Below are 21160 nucleotides of genomic sequence, written 5' to 3'. Positions count from 1 at the left end.
GTTTCACACATATCCTTTGTTGTAGCCTCTACACATATCGCAGAATCCGTTTTTATTAGGGTACTATCCATGTCCTTTTCACAGGAGACAGACCACAGTTGAGTTAATAGATAAAAAAATTGAGGGTTCTTATAAAAGTCCCATGTTGTCGAGCTGTTGACGGACTACTTCTACACCCCTCTCACAGTCTTCAGGGGTTTTTCCACCTGTAACTACCAGTTTTCCGGAACTGAAAATAAGGACGACTACCTTGGGATCAGAAATCCTGTATACAAGACCGGGAAACTGCTCGGGTTCGTATTCGATGTTCTCAAGCCCAAGCCCAATTGCAATTGCATTGAGATTAAGAATAGTGCGCAGATCTGCTGAAGCAACTATATTCTGGACAGTAATCTGCGGGTTTTCTATTGTCTCGATCCCTATACCGTTCAGCTTTCTTGCCATATTGCCAATAACTATGTGTACGTCAGCAACGTTTTTTGCTCCAGTGCAGACGACCTTTCCGGAAGTAAAGACCAGGAAAGCGGCTTTAGGGTCAGAAACCCTGTAGACGAGCCCCGGAAACTTCTGCTTGTTGTATTCGGCGCCTTCAAACTTGGATTCGATCACAGTTAAATCAAACTCTTCAGCGAGTTTGGTGGATGCGACCACGTTTTCAATTTTAATGCTAGATTCGCTCATTGGTCAACCCTCAGTATATAAAGCAAAAGTAATATCCTCTAACCAGTATATAAAGCTATAGTTAAATACCCCACATACTATATAAATACTATATATAAAGAATATAAATGCAACAGAAAAGTTTAAATTATGGGCGCCAGTGAATTTAAAAAAAGTAAAAAAGAATAAAGGCACCTGAACCGGCTTTAAGGCGCCTCATTCTTTAAAATTTTTCAAGCCTTCAAGGATAGAATCATATTTTTTGCAGACCCTCTCGAGAAGGTCTCCATCTACAGTACGGTGAGTGGGCACCAGAATTTTTGCCCCTTTACCTATGTTCACTCCCTCACGTGAAGTCCCGTAATCCGGAGCAACAAGAATGCCATCGGTAGAAATCCTTATGTTGAGGTCGTTTACGATCCTTGAAACCATCTCAGTTTCAGGTTTTACTTTTCTCTCAACGAGGAAAGCCGAAGATACGTATTTTTCCCGGGTCTCCCTGATCTTCCGAAGGGTGTTTTCCACCATTTTAGGATCCACTTCATCGGAAAGTTCCTCGGAAACTAAAGAGACTGCCTCGATAAGGTCTTCAAAAGTCGTTGAATGCACCTCAAGGATTTCACCGTCACAGTGCTGCCGCACAGTATCAAGGTAACCGGCAGTAGCCACAAGCACATCAGCCTCAAGCAGGCGGGAAATTTCCTCCTTAGAAGGGCGGTAAGCATTGACAACAAAATAATCTTTAATACCGCACATGCTCATAAGGGACTCATACATTGGAGTCACAGCAATGGTCTTTTTTCCGACCCAGATGTTGATCTCACTCTGTCCTCCCTGCGACCTCAAAAGTTCAATGATTTTTTCCTTTATGGCTTCAGGATCATTTCTTTTGAGCCCGAAATAATCTGCAAACAACGGAGTTGTAGAGAGCTGCCTGCTTCTCCCGCTGGGCACAGACTCAACAAATCCTCTCTCAACCAGGTCTTTTATATGATCATAGGCTCCACTGCCTCTCATTTCGATCAGGTCGGACTGGAGCAAAGGCTGATGATAGGCAATCATGGAAAGAGTCCGGAGTTTGGGGGCTGAGAGTTCTTTGGGGGCGACCTCCCGCATGAGTTCGGAGTATTCTGGCTTGACCTGCATGACATAACGATCTCCAAGGTCCAGAATTTCGATGCCTGATACCCGGGAAGAGTAAGCCTCCATCAGCTCCTGAACTACCGAAAAGACATTCTTTTTTGACTTTCCTGTAATTTTCATAAGTTTTTCAAGGCTTACTGCCTTGCCCGCAGCAAAAAGAGCTGCTTCTATAATTTCAAGCTCACTCATAAGTTTCACGACCAGAAAAGAGGATAAAGTTATTCATCAGTTGAAGGTTATTCTTCAGTTGAAGGTTATTCTTCAGTTGGGTTAACGTATTTCTTCAGGAGAGCCTGCAAACCTTTCTCCAGAGGAAAATTCAGGCTCTGGAACATCTCCTGTTAAGCCCTGTTTTGTCTGATGGAAGAGAAGCGGGTTGCCCTCTGTGGAAAAACCTGATTCATCTCCGGGATAAATATACAGTTCCCCGAAAAGTTCATTTTGGAAAAGCCAGATCTTTCTGCTCGATGCAAGAAAGAGAAGGGAAAGATAATCCATAATCCTGTCTTCACTCAGTTGAAGGAGGTCCGAAAATTCCACAACCGGCTGCTTCATAAAGAGTTCAACAAGCCTTGCCCAGATAAGTGCCAGCCTGGAGATGATGGCCTCATCGTGGGCAATCCCGAGCACGTCTCCGGTAGTCATGGGGTCCGGTGGAATATCAGGGACTTCTGCAGCAAGACGGGATTTCTTTTCGTTTTTCCTTGAAAACGTCCTTTCGGCTTTTTTAAGCTCCAGAATAAGTTCATTCAGTGTGACCGGTCTTGTGGAAAGGCGGCGGACAGGCAGTTTTGGGATAGGAAACTCATCAGGTTCAGGGAGGCCTTCGTCATCGAAAAATCCAGAGTCAAAATCATCTTCTTCCTCTTCTTCCGTTCTGAGAATTACTGAAGATTTCATGCGGAGAAGAATAGCCGAATAAAGGAGCGTCCTTGAGGAAATCCTCAGATCCATTTTCTGGAGCTCTTCTACCCTCTGCAGAAAACTGTCAGTTAGCTGCACAACGTTGATATCCCAGGGATCGATCTTCCCGTCCTTTGCAAGTTCGACCAGGATGCCCAGGGGCTCAGAGGTATCAAACTCTGAAAGGTTGAGCAGAGCCCAATCAACGCCGAGGTATGAAAGAGTGGACGGAAGCCCGAAAAATTCGGAATCTGAAAAAAGAGAATCCTTTTCCTCGGATTCACGAACATCCGGGGAAAGAAGGCCGGAAATATCAAGTACCGAATTATCTATAAGTTCAGCCATTAAGCTTCACTCCGGTAATACTCGTGATGTTATTCTCCTGCATTGTAACCCCGATAGTCCGGCTTGCAGCCTGGATCATGGGTTTTCTTAAGGAAACAATAATAAACTGGACCTTTGATCCTGAAATTTTAACGTGCCTTGAGACTCTCTCCACATTCCAGCCGTCAAGGAACATGTCGATCTCGTCAAAGGCATAGAAAGGAGCTGGACGGTATTGCTGGATTGCAAAAATAAAGGCAAGTGCTGTGAGGCTCTTTTCTCCTCCGGACATGGCTTCTATGCGCTGGAGAGCCTTTTCTTTTGGCTGAGCCCTGAGGGTCATTCCTCCGGCAAAGGGGTCCTCAGGGTTTTCTAGCAGGAGTTCCCCCATGCCATCGGAAAGCTCGTAAAAAATCTCTTTGAAATTGGCATTTATGCTTGTATAAGCCTCCATAAAGGTGTCCCGCTTAAGCTGCTCGTACTGGTCAATGCGTTTAAGGAGCTGTTCTCTTTCGGTAAAGAGAGTATCGCGTTTACCCTGCAGGTCCGAAAGCCTGAGTTCCACCTCGTTATACTCATCGATTGCCCTCATATTTACAGGTTCAAGCCTGCGCATGGCTTCTTCGATTGCCTGGATCCTCATGTAAACAGTTTCGTAACTCGGGACCTCTAAGGATTCTTCGATGCCCCTTCTCTGGATCTCTTCAAGCAGCTGCTTTTCCTGGTCAAAAAGTGCATTTTTTGTAGCTGTGAGCGTGACTACCTGCTGTTTTGCCTTTTCAAGGGTGGTTGCAGCCATACTGACCCTGCGCTTTACTGCACTGTGTTCAGCCTGAACATTTTCCCTTTCTTTCTGAAGCCCTATAAGTTCATCGGAAAGTTCAATTTCTCGGTTCTGTTTTTCCTTCAGCTGCACTTCAAGTTCCGCAATTTTTGCCCGAAGAGACTCGACTTTTTCCCGCCTTGAAGCTTTCTTTTCATCGAGTTCCCGGATCAGCGCCTTAGCTTCGGCAATCTTCTGCTCAGCATACTCTTTTTCAAGCTGCAGGGCATTAAGGCTGGCTTCGATGTCCCTGATCCTGCCGTCAAGCCTCCGGAGTTCCTCATCCACAAACTCGGCTTTTTTGTTGATCTCGGGAAGAGGGGAATCAGCAAGTTTTGCTTCAATTTCGGCAACCTGTACCTCCAGTTCAGCCACTGCACCTTCTTTTTCAGCCTTTTCCACAATTACCCTGTCCATTTCAGTCCTGAGTTCTGTCCTGGACTCTTCAATTGCCCTCAGATCTGCCTGCTTTGCCTCAAGGAGCTCTGCAAGTTTGGCACCCCTGCCAGCGATTTCCTGAAGCTCGAGTTCTTTTCTGGAGATAGTAGCTTCACAGTCGCGGATCTTCCTGCTAAGCTCAAAAACGTGGCTTTCAATGTTATCCTGTTTACTGATCGCTGCAGTCCGGCTTGCGTCAAGGGATTTGATCTCCCCTGCAAGCTCAAGGAGTTTGTCTTTTTCCGCTGCCGCAAAAGAGATCCCTGATTTTGAAGAAAGAGAGCCTCCAACCATTGCCCCGCTCTTTTCAAGGAGTTCTCCTTCAAGGGTGACCATTCTCGCCTTCCCCATGAGGCGGCGGGCACTGGCAAGGTTTTCCATAACAAGGGTATCCTGGAAAACATACCAGAAAGCAGGTTCGAGATCTGGATCGAATTCGATAAGATCAATTGCGTACCCTATTACACCATTGTCATAACTGAGGCTTTCAAGCCGCCTGGAATTCCTCATTTTATTAAGCGGAAGGAAGGTAGCTCTTCCGCCCTTTCTCCGCTTCAGGAATTCGATTGCCTCTGCAGCATCACCATCATTATCTACAACAACTGCTTGCATCCTGTTCCCTGCAGCAATCTCAAGAGCAGCCGCATACCTGCAGTCAACTTTCCCCAGCTGGGCAATAGTTCCGTAAATTCCGAAGAGTTCGTTCTGTCGGGAAGCTCCGATTACCATTTCCACGGCCCTCGAATATCCACCACCCTGTTCCGAAGCCCGGACCCTTGCCTCGGCAATCGCATATTCCTGCTGGAGCCCATGAAGCCTGATCTCAAGTTTCTTTATGTCTTCCTTGACCCTGAAATGGCTGCTCTCAACATCGTCACGGTCTTTTATGAGGGACTCCAGGTTTACCGTAAGCTTCTCAATCTCATACTGAACAGAAAGAGTATCGCTATCAGAGGAAGTAAATGCAGCTTCTGCATCCCTTATCTGGTTTTCAATTTCCCGCAGTTCCGACGATTTTCTCCTGAGGGTATCAAGGAGCCGGTCCTCATTACGGATAAGTTCATTTTTTTCGTTTTTGATGTTCTCAAGTTTCTTGCGGGCAGCCATGAGCTCATCTCTTGTTGCTGCAAACTTTGCATCCACATCCGCAATCCTGCTCTGAAGCAGCATACGCTCGGTTTTTCTCTCGGACAGCTCAGAAGAGATGCTTTCTTTTCTCACATTTTCGGTTTCTATTTTCTCTTCGAGTTCCCTTACCTTGCCCTTTGTGGAGTCGATATCAACAAATGCCTTTCTGCGCTTTGCGTCAGCGTCTTCAAGTTCGGATTCCGAAAGCTCAATGCTGTCCACGCAGCGGGAAATTTCCCCTTTTGTCTCTTCAATTTCCCTTTTGACCTGCAGCTGTTCGTCTTCCCCTTTTTTCCGTATTTCAAGGGAAATTGTTTCCAGAGCCTGTTCAAGGGCTTCTAATTCCTTAACCCTCTCGTCCAGCAGTACCTGGACTTTTTCAAGGTGCTCTTCTTTCCCTGTAAGTTCTTTGTCCACATTTTCCAGTTCGGTTCTGGCATCCTTGAGTTTGGAGAGCAGGACATAACCTTCAAATTTAATTTTTTCAGTTTTCAGAGCCTGGTACTTCAGGGCCTGGTCTCGTTCCCCTGAGAGTTTTTCAAGCTGGACACGCACCTCTTCAAGGATAATGTCCACGCGTTCGACCTGCTGCCTGACGATTTCCAGTTCCCCGAGCGCTTTTTGCTTACGTTCGTCAAATTCGGCAACCCCGGCAATTTCATCAATAATTTTCCGCCGTTCTACAGAGGACATGGAGGTTATCTGCGTGACATCTCCCTGCATTACCACATTGTACCCTTCAGGCGTTACCCCTGCTTTTTCAAGCTGGGAATGGATTTCTCCCAGGCTTACGGCTTTTCCGTTAAAGTAAAAGTAACTGTAGTACGCGTTTTTTGTCCGCTTGACCTTTCTTGAGACCTCAATCTCATCAAGATCTAACGGCATCTTGCGGTCAGTATTGTCAAAACGGATAGTAACCTGGGCAAAATCAGGCTTTTTTGCCTCGTTCCCATTATAGATCAGGTCCGTAAGTTTTTCAGCCCGCATAGTCCTGGAACTGCTAAGCCCGAGTGCAAAGAGGATCCCATCTATGATATTAGACTTTCCACTCCCATTAGGCCCGGAAATAGTGGTGAAGTCGTTGTAAAAGGAAATCCTTACTTTTTTTCCGAAGGACTTGAAATTAACGAACTCGATTTCTTTTATGTACACAGAATGCCTCTGAGGTTTTGCGTTTTTGAGAAAGTATCCGTTTTTTTCGCCTCATTACGCCTGGGGATCTTTCCGGTTGCAGGTTATGATTTCCGCATCCTCATTATCCCGAAGATCCACGGATTCATCGATAAAACGCTTTTTTGGAGCCTTTTCGGCGATTATGTACTCACATTTATAATCTTCATCGGGTCGGGCTCTTACAGGGTCTGCCTTCACAGGAGATTGGTACCTCATAGCAAATCGCGAGCTTGCAGGAGACGACGGTCTCGCCGGGGCTTCTCTTACTGGAGTTTGCTGCCTCAGGTTGCCTCTAAGCCTTTTTCGATCTCCACTCTCGGCGATGATATACTCACACTTTGTTTCAACGACCTCCTGTTCATCAAGCTCCTCGGGCTTAACCTCCTTTATCTTAAGCTGAACTTTTGCGTTTGTGCCTGGCAGGGACGCAGGAGCTTCCGTGAAATCAATAAGCTCGTGTGCGGAAGGGCTCTCTTTTCTGAAATCAAGTTTACGCTTTGGTTTTCTGGAGAGGGGAGGAAGGTCAAGAGGGTCTTCGAGGGTTGGAAGAGAAACAGAAGGAGGAGAAAGAGGAGAGGAAGGAGAATAGGACATAGTATTTTGCATGCCACCCAAAGCCCCGGAAAGTTTTTCAACTTCTTTTTCCAGCTGTTTTATAATCATTTTCTGGTCAAGCAGCTCCCTGACAAGCCCGTCCTGAATTCCTGCCAGTTCCTTCAGCCGCTGGTCCGCCGTCACAGAGTTATTTTCTCTGCCAAAACCGAATTCGGCTCGCAGTTCACCAATAATTGAAGCCTTGAGTGATGCAGAATCAGGGAGCTCCCTCAATTCAGTTCTGATTTCGGAAAGGATCTGATCCTTAAAGGAGTCCAGATCGGAACTGTTATCCATTTCGGTCTGCAGTTCATTAAGAACCGAAATCTTAATTGCTTTTTTGAGAGTCTCGAGCTCCTCATAGGTTATTGACAGTCGCCTTTTAAGCGGTGTATTGTGCACGTCCCTCTGTCCAGTTCTCATGAAAATACCTCTAACAATAAATTCGGGTCCCGAGTTTCCTTATATCTGCAGTTTTTTGCTAGCATGAAACGTCAGTGTGATATATAATTAAATTGATTCAATCATACAAATTTAAATAATGTGTATAAAGTACATGTAATCTTACTCTATATATATATGGTAATCGATAGTATTCAGCTGACCCGAAATAACTTTAAATGATATTATAATAAGATAACATTATAAACCTTTCTGAAAACGGCTGCAGAAACCGTATAACAAGATAGAAGAAATTGCATAAAATATGAAATTTCCGAAGGAAGAAGATTTAAACGTCAGAATGGGCCGAAAACAAGAGAGGTAGATCGGAAATGTTCTGGAAAAGGGAACAGTGTTCATAAAAAATACCTGTAGAGAATTATATGAATACTAATAATACCCTACTTTCAAGCGTGTCATTTTCAAGCACATAATGCTCGGATCCAGAATTCAACGATCCCATAGAGACAATATATTTCTTGAAGATTGCATAGGCAAAACTGTAGAATAAATAATTACAAAGAGCTCCTGCATAAAAATATAAAGTGGGGGAATAAAGAGTGATCTCTGTCAATAGAAACAAAGGATGGAGGAATATAAAAAGAAGTGATAAAGTCCAGAACCCCGGATGCAGTTAATAATCTCATATAAACAAAATAAAAGCTTCAATCCAAGATTTTCTTCAAAATAGGGAATGAAACCCAAAAGTCAACTCTGAAATGAAATGAGTTGAAGAGTTGGATTTCAACAGGGGTTGGAAATTTTTAGGATTGTGTGTTAATTAATGGACGGACCAGACTCATCGAAATTGATAAGTACATTCTGTTTCACCTGGATTTTGGGGGAGGTACTGCAGTCCATATCCAGAGCACCCTCGTTAACAACAGAACCATGGGTTCCAGTACTTTCAAGGAAAAGTTGAACCTCTTCAACTTCAGGCTCTCGGAAATGATCCATTTCGAAAATGTCCATAATAACACTAAAAACGTTTTTGTGTAAGTGATCGGTAATCCGAGTCATTGGAAATAAACACGATGTATGAAGTATTAATAATTAACTACAACACGAAAACAGATGAGAGAGTTGAACCAAGTTTACTAATATATAAATATTGTGTTCGGTGCACAGAAACCTATCTCCCAGAGAATAACCATAAAAAATAAAAAAACTGGTTGTTTTTGGTGGCCCCTGATTAATTAGTTGATTTATTCCGGAATCAAAGAAAGAATCTTTTAGTTTTTTTATCCCTGCGCCACAAAGGGCTGGGGCAGCCTGCCTTCGTCCTCTTGAGTGCAGCTCAGCTAAAATCCATTGAGTAGTCCTCTTGAGCGCAGCGGAAAGGACCACGTACTGTTGCACTTGCAGTGCAAATCCCAGAAAATCTCCAATTTTCTGTGATCCCTAATCGCAATTCGGGAATTAAAGGAAAAGAGGCCCGAAAATCCGGATCAAGACACCTACCACAAGAGCGAGGATTATGGTGAATGTAACGATCATAGCCGTATCCTTTGTTCCAAGCTCATGCTTCAGTACTGCAATCGTTGCCACACACGGGACATAAATGGTTGTAATAACCGCAAACTGATACATCTGAAGGGGAGTCATTACAGATGCGAAGTTGGCTGTACCAGCAAGTACTGCAAGGATCTGGAGAGCCATTTCCTTTCTGAGAATTCCAAAAACCAGGGCTGTTGCGGCAAACGCCGGAAGGCCCAGCAGGCCAACAGATATGGGTTCTACAAAGTCCTGGAAGATAGAAAGAAGCCCAAGGGCATCGAGAACTCCCAGGAAGGCACTCCCTACCAGCAGCATCGGAAAAGCGATATATAAAAACTCCCGGCTTTTCATCCAGGTCTTCGAGATAGTGGATTTCAGTGCAGGTTTTCTGAGAGGGGTCATTTCCATAATGAAACCGCTTCTCTGACCTGGGAGGGCTCTTCCGAGAATCCAGCCCATCGCTGCAATAATAAAAACATTCAGCACATAGATAGAAACTGCGGGCCAGAAACCAACAAATGTCCCCACAAGTCCAAGGATTATAACTGTCCTTGCAGAGCAGGGGATAAGGGAGATCAGAAGCGAAGCTATCCTCTTTTCCCTCCGCGTGCCGAGGGAATGCACTGCCATTATTGCAGGAACATTGCAGCCAAACCCCAGAACCAGAGGGATAACAGCTCTCCCATGAAGCCCGAGCTTATGAGTCAGGTTGTCCAGGAGAAAAGCTGCCCTGGTCAGGTAACCTGAGTCCTCGAATATGGAAAGTATAGCATAGAAAACTGCAATATACGGGATTGCAATTGCAAATCCGGCTTCAACCCCCCGCAGAGTATAAATAATCAGGTTTCGGAAGATAGGCGCCATGCCAAAAGTCATGGTTTCCACTGGCTGGATAACATGAGGTTCAAAAAGATCATCAACAATCCAGGCTTCAAGGAAGCCCCCTACCCTGAAGACAAGAAGAAAAGTAAGGAGCAGGGCAGATATGAGAACCACAATCCCGAAGTTAGGAGAAGTAAGAACTCTATCTACCCTGTCCCGTAATCTTTTTTTCGGCTCGAACATTGAGACAACACTATCTACTATATGCCCGGATTCTCCGTAAAGGTCTCTTGCAATGGTATCCGGCACTGAAATTCCGTGCTCAATATCAAGGTTCTGCCTGAAGCGCCGGGCAGAAGAGAGAATGGCATGGGCTTCAGGCGGCATGCAGCAGAGTTCCACAAACTCGGCATCATTCAGCAGAGCTGCAATTTTGACACTTTGAGAGGCATCCGGAAAAGCGTGGTCAAGACCGGACAGAGCCTGGAGAATCCACTGGCTGTACTTTACCCTGTGGTGATCCTGGACTTTGTCTTTCTCTTCGAGAGCCACGAGCACTACCTCATCAAGCCCTACCCCCCACGTTGCAACAGTGGAAACTACAGGAAGACCTAAGAGTTCTGAAAGTCTGTCTTTATCAATAAGAATTCCAAGCTCTTCTGCCAGATCCACCTGATTTAAGGCAATAACCATAGGGATATCGAGTTCCAGTAATTGTAAAGTTAAATAGAGGTTTCTCTCAAGCCTGCTTGCATCAAGAACATTGATAATGACATCCGGATGATCTTCAATAAGAAATTTTTTGGTTACCTTTTCGTCTTCGTTTGCCACCCCAAGAGAATATATTCCAGGCAGGTCAACTACTTCAATGGTCCTGCCTCTGGCTTTTACACTTCCTCTTTTAAGTGCAACCGTAGTTCCGGGGTAATTGGAAACTTCAACCCCGACCCCTGTAAGCCTGCTGAAAAAAACACTTTTTCCAACGCTCGGGTTGCCTATGAAAGCCAGTGTCATATCATAAGGAGAATTCTTTTGACCTCTGTTGCCAGAAGTACAGCACGAGCTAGAAATCCCTATCATACCTCCATTAGTTTATCACATATCTGATCACATATCTGTAAAGTGTCATCATTGTCCTTTTTTTATGCACTATTGCCTTTAGGGGTGATGAAAATTTTCTTTGCGATATCTTTTCCAAGGGCAATCTCAGACCCAACAGCTATGACTGAGATACATCCCTGCTTTTGCTTGCGCCTGACTTCAATATCCTCTCCTGTAAGGATCCCAAGAGAGGTTAAGCGCTCTTTTGTCTCCCTTGGGAGGGTTACCCTGGCAACCGTACCTGAACTTCCCTCTTTCATTTCATCGAGAGGAATGAATCTTTCCTCACGCTGCAAGTTACATTTATCAATATTTATTGGGTGCCCGTCAGGGCAGTACTCTGGATTTCCCAGAAAATCGTAAAGTCTCTCAAGCACCGAGTCTGATACCGCGTGCTCAAGCTCGCAGGCTTCCTTGTGGGCTTCCTTCCGGTCAAAATCAAGGACATCAGCCAGGAAAGTCTCAAGCACCTGGTGTTTCCTCTTGATTCGGATAGCTTCTTCAGCCCCTTTATCGGTAAATTCAACCCCCTGATAGGGCTTATACTCAACGAACCCCATGGAATGCAACTTTTTGATCATTTCCGTCACACTGGGTGAAGATACATTCAGTTCTTCTGCAATTTGTTTGGTTTTTGCAGGGCTCCGGTTTTTCGTAATAAGGTAAAGAATAGTTTCTAAATACTCTTCAATTCGATCCGTATGCATTAACACCATCCCGCCAACATATGCCCGGAATATTTCAGGCAAGATAATTAGGACAACCTAAAAAACATAATTACTGAATAAATAGCTTTTGGTTTTTGCATGTTTAAATAAATTCAGGTTGAAAAAGGTTTCAAAATCGGGGTATTATCACCTGAACTCTGGCAGGAAAAGATAATATAAAAGGATTCAGGAACCCTGAGACATAAGAACTCCTGAGGGTTCCAGAAAGATATCAGGCATCGAGAGATTTAAGAACTGCAATCTCACTACAGTCCGGAAATTTGGGGCACCTGATGCATCCAGACCAGATTTTCCTGGGAAGGCTGTTTTTATCCACGATATTGAACCCAAGGGTTTCAAAAAAATCAGGCACGTAAGTAAGAGCAAAAACTTCCTTCATGCCGAGGTCTTTCGCGTCCTCGATACAGGCTGAGACAAGCTTTGTGCCTATTCTTTTTCTTGCACAATCGGGCTTAACTGCAAGAGCAAGGATTTCTGCAAGGTCTTCCCAGACCACATGCAAGGCACAGCATCCAACAACCTTTCCTTCGATCTCACAGACATAATAGTCCCTTATGTTCTCATACAGCTCACTCAAGGAGCGAGCAAGCATAAGCTCCTCCTTAGAGTAGGTGTTGATGATTTGTTTCATCTCAACAACATCACTTATCCTGGCTTTTCTGATCAATTCCTGTTTCCTCTGAAGCGATATTTAAGTATTTTAATAGAAATTATGCTGTATTATAAACATTTACAGAATAGAAATTATGATATTACAAACATTTGCTGTATTCCAGCTAGGAGATAACTGTATTTCTGAATAAGAAATTTATCCATAATTTACAGAACTTTCCCACCAGATAGGCTTTCAAAAACAAGCTTTCAAAAACAAGCTTTCAAAAACAGCAGGCAAAACAGATAAAATAAAAAGGCAAAATGAGAAATGGATAAAATAGAATTGTGCAAAATGAGAAATGGATAAAATAGAATTGTGCAAAAAGAGATAGAGATTAGCGGGCGCGAAGGGATTTGAACCCCCGATTTACAGCTTAGGAGGCTGCCGCCATATCCGGGCTAGGCCACGCGCCCATGATGTAACTCCTGAAAATACAGCATGCAACAGTATGCTAAAACTGCATTTCAAGTGAAGTATCCATAATACCGGCATAAGATATATATTTAATTATCGCTCCGAAGCACAGAAGTTGGCGAGCATGGGTATATAATAGAGACATCTGGAAAGTTTTAAATCCAATGTAAACCATGTACCTACTACAGGTTAACAATGAGTATATGGGTTATGTGCACATGGGTTAACAATGTACATATGATTACAGGAAATTACATCGCCCTAAAAGGCTAACTGAAAAGAAAGTTAACAATAGCTCCATATGCTCTTAATATACCCTCAGAATAAAGGAAAAAAGTATGCATATGATACATGATCATTCTTACCCCGCCCATACTCCAGAACTCAGGAAAATGGTCTTTGCCTCCCTCTTTGCAGCCCTGACTGCTGCAGGAGCTTATATACAGGTCCCCATACCCTTTTCACCTGTTCCTGTCACTCTGCAGGTATTCTTTGTCCTGCTTGCAGGAAGCATGTTAAAGAGCAAATGGGGAAGCCTGAGTATGGTTGTATATGTCCTGCTTGGTGTTGCAGGGCTTCCGGTCTTTGCAGGAGGCAGTTCCGGAATAGGAGTACTTCTCGGACCTACCGGAGGATACATTTTCGGTTTCATACTGGCTGCCTACCTTATAGGGAAACATTCCGAAAAAGCGGAAAGTGCCGGAAAATCAGGGTTTGCAGTCAATGCTCTTAATATGAGCGCAGGTGTTCTGGTAATATATGCCCTTGGGGTTTCCCAGTTGACGCTGATAGCCGAAATAGGACCCTGGACAGCACTTACCCTCGGAGCCCTCCCCTTCCTGCCAGGAGAAGTAGTAAAAACCGCAGTTGCCGCATATATAGCTACAACCCGTAAATTTTAAAATAGGCATGAACTCTAAAGCCCTGAGTAACCCCATTCCCAAAAAAAACTGAGTTCCCAAATTTCCACCTTAATTAAAAAAGAAAAAAAAAGAATTTGATTCAGCATGATAAGGTTCGAAAACGTAAGTTACAGTTACCCTGATGGAACCCCTGCCCTCAGAAACATAAGCATGGAAATAAAAAAAGGGGAATACATAGGGATAATAGGCAAAAATGGGAGCGGTAAATCCACTCTTTCTTTCCATCTTAACGGACTCCTGAAGCCTCAAAAAGGAAAGGTTATGGTAAAGGGCATGGATACCGGAGACTTTTCAAAACTCCAGGGGATCAAGAAAATTGTCGGAATCATATTCCAGAACCCTGAAACTCAGTTTGTTGGCAGGACCGTAGAAGAAGACCTTGCTTTCGGGCCTGAGAATCTCTGCCTTCCGCCCATAGAAATCCGGAAACGTGTGGATAGAGCCCTTGCTGAAACGAAACTTGAGAAATACAGGTATCATTCTCCAAAGACCCTGAGTGGAGGGCAAGGACAGTGCGCAGCTCTTGCAGGAGTCCTCGCCATGGAACCCGAATGTCTTATTTTTGATGAAGTAACCTCCATGCTTGACCCTGATTCGGGGAAAGCCGTCCTCGAACGCGTAAAAAAGCTGCATGAAAAAGGAAAAACTATAGTATATATCACACATAATCTTGAAGAGCTTCATGCCGCAGACCGGATTATCGTAATGGACAGAGGAAGGATAGTTCTTGAAGGAAAAACCGAGAATGTACTCTCAGACCCGTCTCTCCGGGATCTCAGGTTCACTCCGCCCTCCCTGATAGAACTTGCAGAGCACCTGAAAAATCACGGAGTCACGGTCCCCTGGGAAAAGACCTCTTCCCCTTCCAGCTTTGCGGAGGAGATATGCCGATTATTCTTGAAAACGTGAGTTTTATCTACTCTAAAAATACCCCTCTTGAAACAGCAGCTTTAAAAGATGTTAATCTGCGCATCGAAAAAGGGGAATTCGTGGGAATCCTGGGAGAAAAAGGGGCAGGAAAATCCACCCTTATAAAAATGTTTAACGGACTTTTGCGCCCGGATTCGGGAAAAGTGACTGTTGACGGGCTTGCCCCCTCTTCAAAAGAAGTTAAACTAAGGGTGGGGATGCTCTTTCAGCAAGCTGCAGACCAGCTTTTTTGCAAGACAATATATGAAGAGATAGCATTCGGACCTCTAAACTTCGGATATTCCAGAAAAGAAACCGAAAAAAGGGTCTTTGAAGCCCTTGAAGCCGTTTCTTTCGACCGCTCAATGCTACTTAGAGACCCGTTCAGCCTGAGCGGGGGAGAAATGCAGAGAGTTGCCCTTGCAGGAGCCCTTGCCCTCAAGCCGGACTACCTTGTACTGGACGAACCTATAACAGGGCTGGATCCTGCAGGAAAAAAAGAAATTCTGGATACCCTCAAAAAGATAAAAGATCAGGGAACTGCAGTCATAACCGTAACCCATAATCTTAAAGGGTTTTTTCCCCTTCTGGAGAAGATAGTGCTTATCAGAGAAGGCAGGATAAGTTTTCAGGGAAGCAGAAAAGAGTACCTTGAAACCGAGAAAGTGCCTCTTCCCCCGGTAGCGTCCATGATGAAAGAACTTAAAGCAAGAGGCTTACCGGTAAATCCTGCCATATTCACAGTTGAAGAAGCTCTTGAAGAGATATTGAAAGTGAAATCAATTATTGAAAAAGAAAAAGCTGAAAAATGGACTAAAAAAGCTTGAAAATTTGTCCGAAAAATAGACAAAAAGTATAAAAGGAAAAAAGTAAAGAGAACGAGAAAAAAGTATGCCAGAACCTGTTTTCAGTTACGTTCCAGGGGATTCCTTTCTGCATAAGCTTGATCCCAGGACAAAACTTGCAGCTGTTATGCTGCTGGGTATTCTGACCTTCAGGACTGAAAGTTTTTTCGGGGTAGGGATGCTCTTTGCGTTCTTTTTTGCCCTTACATCATTCTCCGGGCTGCCAGCCAGAGTGTTTTTCCGGGCAGTCAGACCTATGCTGCTGTTTATCATATTCATCTTTCTTGCGCAGCTATTTTTCATCGAAGGAAGAGTGCTGGCTTCTTTCTGGATTCTGCAGCCGAGTATCGAGGGACTTCAAAATGGGCTCAGGCTTTCTGCAAGGTTTATACTTCTCCTGCTTTTTGCTGCCCTTATGACAGCCAGCACCGACCCTTCGGCAATTACCTGCGGGATAGAGAGAATACTTCGCCCACTTCCTCTTCGCTGGCTGGGAATTAACTCCTTTGAACTTGCTACAATGATGAACCTCTCAATAGCCTTTCTGCCCCTTCTCTTTGAGAGGGTTGAGCGAACAAAAGCTGCCCAGGCTTCAAGGGGCATGTATTTCGGGCGGAATCCTTTCCACTCAGTCCCTGCCCTTGTAATTCCCCTGATAAGAGGCGTGGTAAGGGATGCTGAAGAATTAGCTCTGGCAATGGAAAGCAGGGGGTACCAGGGAACTTGCAGGACCTCGATGCATGAACTTTTAATGCAAAAAAGAGACTGGGTATCCCTTTTTGCCCTTGTATCTTTTGCTGCCCTTATCCTGAGATTTTGAAAACAGAATAAAAAGGCATAGAAAAACATTTTCCAAACCATATTTCTCTGCAACCGTTTGACCTGTTCATTTTTCAGCTCTTTTTCTGCACTTTTCCCTCCTTCTTTAACTCTTCACCTCATTTCACCATTTCAGGTCGGAGAAGTTTTTAGAAAGGGATTAATATATGAGCAATTGTTCATATGTTCATGAAAGAAAAGTGCGAGAGAGTTAACCCCGAGCAGATAAAAAACCTGCTGCGGACGATCCCTGATTCCAAAAATATTACGCAGATGTCTGCAGTCTTCCAGGCGCTTCAATCGGATACCCGCTTGAAAATCCTTTTTTTACTCAGGCAGAAAGAAATGTGCGTCTGTGAACTCGAGCAGATTCTTGAAGTCACGCAGTCTGCGGTCTCTCATGGGCTTCGGATCCTCAGGCAGCTTGACCTTGTAAGAGTCAGGCGGGAAGGAAAATATACGGTTTACTACATCGCAGACGACCATGTACGCACACTCATCGAGATGTGCCTTGAACATGTGGAGGAAAAAACATGAGCCTTGAATTCCTTAACTTCATTCCGTCCCTTCTTTCGGGAATCCTTCTCGCCTCCGGGAAAATCTTTGTGGAAGCTGCCCCTTACCTCATTTTCGGCTTCGGCGTTGCAGGCCTCCTCAATATAATTGTTCCTGACCAAAAAATCGTGGATTACCTGGGGACATCAGCAGGAAAAGTCCGCTCCGTTATCAATGCTTCTCTGGCAGGGCTTCCCCTTCCCCTGTGTTCCTGCGGAGTGATCCCCGCAGCCATGTCTATAAGGAAAAGGGGAGCAAACCGGGGCGCAACCCTTTCTTTCCTGATTTCAACCCCCCAGACCGGAGTGGACTCCATTGCAATCACCTACGCCCTCCTTGACCCCCTGATGACTATTTTCCGCCCACTTGCAACCCTTGCAACTGCCCTTCTTGCAGGGCTTGCCAACAACCTGCTGATAGGGGAAGAGCCGGAAAAAAAAGGGAATAAAAAACAGGAAAATCCCGGGAAAAAAGCAGAAATCCTTGCAGTTTCGACCCTTGTAGGAGTATCGGCAGCCGGAAGCAAATGCAGCTCCTCTTCTTGTGGTTACAGCTCACCTGAAGTTCCCGGAACAGGAAAAAAGGAAACCGGACCTGAGGGAAGAAGCAAAAGGTCTCTAAAAGAGCAGTTTCTGGGTGGACTGAAATATGCCTACATAGAACTTCCCGGAGAAATCGCCAAGTGGATGCTGATTGGAATCCTGCTTGCAGGGATAATTTCCTACGCTGTTCCCGAAACCCTGATTAAGGAATACCTGGGAGGAGGGCTCGGGTCAATGCTGGTCATGCTTGTAGTGGGCATTCCACTCTACATCTGTGCTACAGCCTCGACTCCTCTTGCCGCAAGCCTCGTAGCCAAAGGAATGAGCCCCGGCACAGCTTTTGTTTTCCTTCTTGCAGGTCCTGCAACTAATGCGGCAACCATAACCATGGTCGTCCGGTTCCTTGGAAAGCGTTCTGCAGCGCTCTACTTGGGAGTTATCTCCCTGTGCTCCCTTGGGGCAGGAATCCTTCTTGACTGGCTTTACCTCAAACTGGGAATAAGTGCGACTGCGACCCTAGGAAGCGCAGGAGAACTACTTCCAGAAGGCATTAAGATCGGTTTTGCGGCCCTCCTGCTACCTTTAATGCTATACGGAGTATTCCACAGGAGTCAAGAGTGCGACTGCACTGAATGCCATTGAAAGGAAAAGGAATAACGGGAAGAAATCTAAGAGCGTGTCTTAAAATTCAAACCATTTATACAATTGGATAATGGACAACGTCAACCTTAAAGTCAGACCGCAAATTTTTCGAAATTCAAATACACAGTGAACTGCCCCGCCCTACCACTTCGCTCCGAGGGTAGAGCTTCCTTCGAGTAATTACGTCACCTGGATATTTGCATAATGCAAGTATCCATCTGTAATCCTGTTTGTCGAAGATTATCAGAAAATTTCTGATAGCCTGTCCACAAAACATTTTGTGATAAGAACCGTTTCATGACGTTGATAACACTATTCCTATCTATATCAATAACGTTTCCGCAATCACATTTCATAATATTTTCTCAAAGAGGCATTTCATGTCTTTTTCCGCAAACACAGCACTCTTTTGAGGTATAAGCTTCATCAATTCTTATTGCTCTTTTATCTGCAAGCTCCGTCTTGTAGGTCAAGAATTCGATGAACCAAGAAAGTATCCTCGATTTTGGGTTGTCAAGAATTCGATGAACCAAGAAAGGTATCCTTGATTTTGGGTTGATCTATTCTGAGAACGTTTTCTTTTTCCATTTTTTTTCCAGTTACTTTCTTTGATTGAGCCATATTTTTTACATTAAGATCACCAACAATTATTGTATTGGCTCTGGTGTTCACAATCATAGTTTTGGAAAGCTTATGTTGAAAATCTTTTATCTGATTAGACTTTTTTGCTTCCATTTTTCTATATGTTTTGTGCAGTCTATTCCATCTATTGCTTCTTTTTTACAATGATCTTTTCTGGATTGATTGTATCTATTTTAGTATTCAACATCAAATGTTTCACTTATGCTATGAATTTTAGTTTTGAGAAAATCAATAACTAAAGGGTTCATAAGAGCTTTTCTTCTATATTCATGCATAGAACGAAATGATAATAGAGTGAATATACAGAATGGCTTCAAAGACCCATTTTATGCCATATGGTTATAACTGTATTGATTTAACTATAAGTATGAATAATTATGTTACTGTTGTTTTGTAGAAGTTGACGGTTTTCATCCCTCACCTGCCAGCCTTCGGCTGTCGAGGAAGGGGACTTCTCGCCTTAGAGTTAAAATGGAGATGAAGATAAATAAAAAAAATACAAATAGTAGATTTATTATAAATTTATATTCGAGAAATACCGGGAGCAATAATATGCAAGAAGGAGAAAAAGACGAACTTGAGGTCTACATGGCTTCTGAGAACGAACCAAGTGAAGCTAAAGCTATTAAAATGGATCATATCATGGCGGAAAAAATTGCTCTGAATTATGAAAGGAGAAAACTCATCCGCATAATCGGTTTTATTGGAATAAACATAGAAGAGCTAAAGGTAAAATCAGGCCTTGATGACTTCATGTATAGATACCATATGGACCTCTTGCTTAAGGAAGGCTTTCTTAAGGTTGAAGAGGGAAAATATCATCTGACGGACAAGGGAATAATGATACATGAATCAGGAATAAATATTAAAGAGCCAAAAAAATGAGGCAGGGCTTTAATTAATATGGTTCATTTCTTTCAAATTATTATGGAATTTCCAATGAAACTAGAAAAGAACCGGATCAAATGACTTTTTGACAGACCGTCCTGAGAAGCTGTATGAATATTCATATTTCATTCACATGATTTATAGTTCAGTCACATAATTCATATTATATCCACATGATTTATATTTTATTCACATAATTCATATTTTATTCACATAATTCATATTTTATTCACATAATTCATATTTTATTCATATGATTTTTTGATCTTAGCCAATCGTTTACTCACTATACGAACCATAGTAGCACATGTCAACTATCCCTGAGCTAAAGACTCAGGGGGTTCCTGCTGAAGGTTTATGAAGGCTTGACTTGATTCTGTCGGTTGACCAGCATGACTAGTGTATCGATTCCAGATTACATCCATAAACCTAAACTTCAAAATCCATCTCGTGACCAACAAATCCCTCACCAAATAATGGATTTATTTGGGAATCGATGCACTAGTATCAACCCAAATCGACTGCAATTTTGACCTCGTTTAGTTTGGGGATTTGAAATATGAGGCTCGGAGAGAAAATAATAAAAAAGTTAAAATATATAGTAGAATAATATAAATCCGTATAAATAGAATAATCAATATGCAGGAAAATCCAGAATTAGAGGAAAAAAAGGAACCGAAAGAAAGTGATTTTAAGGCTCCAGGAGAACTTGAAACTGGCTATACAGAGAAATCATGGGAAAAACCTGAAAAAACCATGGAAGAAAAAGAAGCCAGAACAGAACCGGGGGAAAGACCCGGAGAAGAAACAGGAAAAGAGACAAAAGAAGAAAAACACACGGTTTATAAAATGGAAAAACGCCTGACAAAAAGTAAGAGTGACCGTATGCTCTTTGGGATTTGCGGCGGGATCGGGAAATACTTAGGGATTGACCCAACCTTAGTAAGGCTTGCCTTTGTTCTCCTTGCCATGGCAAACGGGATCGGGATCGTTATATATATTATTCTAGCAATAATCATGCCCTCGGAAGAGAGCGTTCAGATGGTGCCCGAAACCCGGAAGAGCAGTTAATAAAAAGATCTTCCGAGATCGGGATTTATAAAAAACAGGAAACATCATTGCGCGAAATTATACCGGGAATTTCCAGATTTTCAGCATTCCCGGTGGACTGCTTTTTTATTTAATTTCCATTTATTTCAACTTTCAAACCTGTTTTTGAATATCTGCTATTTTTAAGAAGAGATACTACCCAGGCTTCCGTAAAAAACGGCACCTATGCCAAAATCCATTGCCGAAAAAAGACAAAATCAAATGGGAAAAGAGTAGGAGTTTCAAAATAAAAGTATAAGAACATCAGGAAGAAGGTCGAGGTTTGTTTCCCAAGATTAGTCAAAAGTAAGCAAGAAGAATAAAGCGGGCTCGAAGGGATTTGAACCCCCGACGTCTGGGTTAGAAGCCCAGCGCTATATCCTGGCTAAGCCACGAGCCCTGGTTGCTTATCCTATTGCGGAATACGAAATGAGCCTTCTAAGATAAAAGCCTTTTGTATGA

At 43.5% G+C, this 21160-nt stretch carries 19 protein-coding genes and 2 tRNA genes; 8 read left to right on the top strand and 13 right to left on the bottom strand.

What is annotated here, in order from left to right; genetic code table 11:
- Window positions 1-129: 129 nt before the first annotated feature.
- The 10 genes from MSWHS_RS11100 to MSWHS_RS11055 form a co-directional block, all read right to left on the bottom strand.
- Window positions 130-681, bottom strand: a complete 552-nt coding sequence (locus MSWHS_RS11100; protein WP_048129880.1) for a TATA-box-binding protein — start codon at window positions 679-681, stop codon at window positions 130-132.
- A gap of 195 nt (window positions 682-876) precedes the next feature.
- The gene (gene scpB, locus MSWHS_RS11095) at window positions 877-1992 is read right to left on the bottom strand and encodes an SMC-Scp complex subunit ScpB (RefSeq protein WP_048159072.1); all 1116 of its coding nucleotides are present in this window, start codon (window positions 1990-1992) and stop codon (window positions 877-879) included.
- Between the two features lie 81 nt (window positions 1993-2073).
- On the bottom strand, window positions 2074-3051 hold the full coding sequence (locus MSWHS_RS11090; RefSeq protein WP_048159071.1) for a ScpA family protein: 978 nt from the start codon (window positions 3049-3051) through the stop codon (window positions 2074-2076).
- Window positions 3044-6571: a chromosome segregation protein SMC gene (smc, locus tag MSWHS_RS11085; protein WP_048129883.1), complete on the bottom strand. Its 3528-nt coding sequence runs from the start codon at window positions 6569-6571 to the stop codon at window positions 3044-3046. The genes MSWHS_RS11090 and smc overlap by 8 nt, the downstream gene beginning before the upstream one ends.
- A 54-nt stretch (window positions 6572-6625) precedes the next feature.
- The gene (locus tag MSWHS_RS11080) at window positions 6626-7609 is read right to left on the bottom strand and encodes a hypothetical protein (RefSeq protein ID WP_048129884.1); all 984 of its coding nucleotides are present in this window, start codon (window positions 7607-7609) and stop codon (window positions 6626-6628) included.
- Between the two features lie 795 nt (window positions 7610-8404).
- Complete coding sequence (locus MSWHS_RS19400) at window positions 8405-8584, bottom strand: hypothetical protein (RefSeq protein WP_231585398.1); 180 nt, start codon at window positions 8582-8584, stop codon at window positions 8405-8407.
- 462 nt (window positions 8585-9046) lie between these two features.
- Window positions 9047-11026: a ferrous iron transport protein B gene (gene feoB / locus MSWHS_RS11070; RefSeq protein ID WP_048129886.1), complete on the bottom strand. Its 1980-nt coding sequence runs from the start codon at window positions 11024-11026 to the stop codon at window positions 9047-9049.
- A gap of 62 nt (window positions 11027-11088) precedes the next feature.
- Window positions 11089-11754, bottom strand: coding sequence for a metal-dependent transcriptional regulator (locus MSWHS_RS11065; RefSeq protein ID WP_048129887.1), 666 nt, complete (start codon window positions 11752-11754; stop codon window positions 11089-11091).
- 232 nt (window positions 11755-11986) lie between these two features.
- A complete protein-coding gene (locus tag MSWHS_RS11060; protein WP_048129888.1) occupies window positions 11987-12442 on the bottom strand; it encodes an N-acetyltransferase in 456 nt (151 codons plus the stop codon).
- Window positions 12443-12768: 326 nt separating this feature from the next.
- A tRNA-Arg gene (locus tag MSWHS_RS11055) sits at window positions 12769-12843 on the bottom strand.
- 339 nt (window positions 12844-13182) lie between these two features.
- Between MSWHS_RS11055 and MSWHS_RS11050 the strand changes: the two genes are divergently transcribed.
- The 6 genes from MSWHS_RS11050 to MSWHS_RS11025 all read left to right on the top strand — a co-directional run bounded on the left by MSWHS_RS11050 (window position 13183) and on the right by MSWHS_RS11025 (window position 18079).
- Window positions 13183-13746: a biotin transporter BioY gene (locus tag MSWHS_RS11050; RefSeq protein ID WP_048129889.1), complete on the top strand. Its 564-nt coding sequence runs from the start codon at window positions 13183-13185 to the stop codon at window positions 13744-13746.
- A 105-nt stretch (window positions 13747-13851) separates the two neighbouring features.
- Entirely contained in the window at window positions 13852-14676 is an 825-nt protein-coding gene (locus MSWHS_RS11045; protein WP_048129890.1) for an energy-coupling factor transporter ATPase, read from the top strand.
- Window positions 14652-15503, top strand: coding sequence for an ATP-binding cassette domain-containing protein (locus MSWHS_RS11040; protein WP_048129891.1), 852 nt, complete (start codon window positions 14652-14654; stop codon window positions 15501-15503). The genes MSWHS_RS11045 and MSWHS_RS11040 overlap by 25 nt, the downstream gene beginning before the upstream one ends.
- 64 nt (window positions 15504-15567) lie before the next feature.
- On the top strand, window positions 15568-16341 hold the full coding sequence (locus MSWHS_RS11035) for an energy-coupling factor transporter transmembrane protein EcfT (protein ID WP_048129892.1): 774 nt from the start codon (window positions 15568-15570) through the stop codon (window positions 16339-16341).
- 188 nt (window positions 16342-16529) lie between these two features.
- Window positions 16530-16877 (top strand): helix-turn-helix transcriptional regulator, encoded by a 348-nt coding sequence (locus tag MSWHS_RS11030; RefSeq protein ID WP_048130696.1) that lies wholly within the window; start codon window positions 16530-16532, stop codon window positions 16875-16877.
- Window positions 16874-18079, top strand: coding sequence for an SO_0444 family Cu/Zn efflux transporter (locus tag MSWHS_RS11025; protein WP_048159070.1), 1206 nt, complete (start codon window positions 16874-16876; stop codon window positions 18077-18079). Before MSWHS_RS11030 ends, MSWHS_RS11025 begins: the two co-directional genes overlap by 4 nt.
- Window positions 18080-18444: 365 nt before the next feature.
- On the opposite strand, the gene MSWHS_RS21015 is transcribed toward MSWHS_RS11025, so the two are convergent.
- Both MSWHS_RS21015 and MSWHS_RS18530 read right to left on the bottom strand, forming a co-directional pair.
- A complete protein-coding gene (locus MSWHS_RS21015; RefSeq protein ID WP_197073923.1) occupies window positions 18445-18552 on the bottom strand; it encodes a zinc ribbon domain-containing protein in 108 nt (35 codons plus the stop codon).
- Between the two features lie 40 nt (window positions 18553-18592).
- On the bottom strand, window positions 18593-18814 hold the full coding sequence (locus MSWHS_RS18530) for a hypothetical protein (protein ID WP_052722700.1): 222 nt from the start codon (window positions 18812-18814) through the stop codon (window positions 18593-18595).
- Window positions 18815-19273: 459 nt separating this feature from the next.
- On the opposite strand from MSWHS_RS18530, the gene MSWHS_RS11015 reads away from it, so the two are divergent.
- Together MSWHS_RS11015 and MSWHS_RS11010 are read left to right on the top strand one after the other, a co-directional pair.
- Window positions 19274-19606 (top strand): hypothetical protein, encoded by a 333-nt coding sequence (locus MSWHS_RS11015; protein WP_048129894.1) that lies wholly within the window; start codon window positions 19274-19276, stop codon window positions 19604-19606.
- Window positions 19607-20248: 642 nt separating this feature from the next.
- Window positions 20249-20680, top strand: a complete 432-nt coding sequence (locus tag MSWHS_RS11010) for a PspC domain-containing protein (protein WP_048129895.1) — start codon at window positions 20249-20251, stop codon at window positions 20678-20680.
- Between the two features lie 343 nt (window positions 20681-21023).
- Here MSWHS_RS11010 and MSWHS_RS11005 read toward each other — a convergent pair.
- Window positions 21024-21098: transfer RNA gene (locus tag MSWHS_RS11005), tRNA-Arg, on the bottom strand.
- Window positions 21099-21160: the final 62 nt, after the last annotated feature.

Origin of the sequence: Methanosarcina sp. WWM596, assembly GCF_000969965.1 — an archaeon.
Classification (GTDB): Archaea; Halobacteriota; Methanosarcinia; order Methanosarcinales; family Methanosarcinaceae; genus Methanosarcina.
Note: the sequence above shows the minus strand (reverse complement) of the source record. Positions and strands in the feature narration are given on the sequence as shown.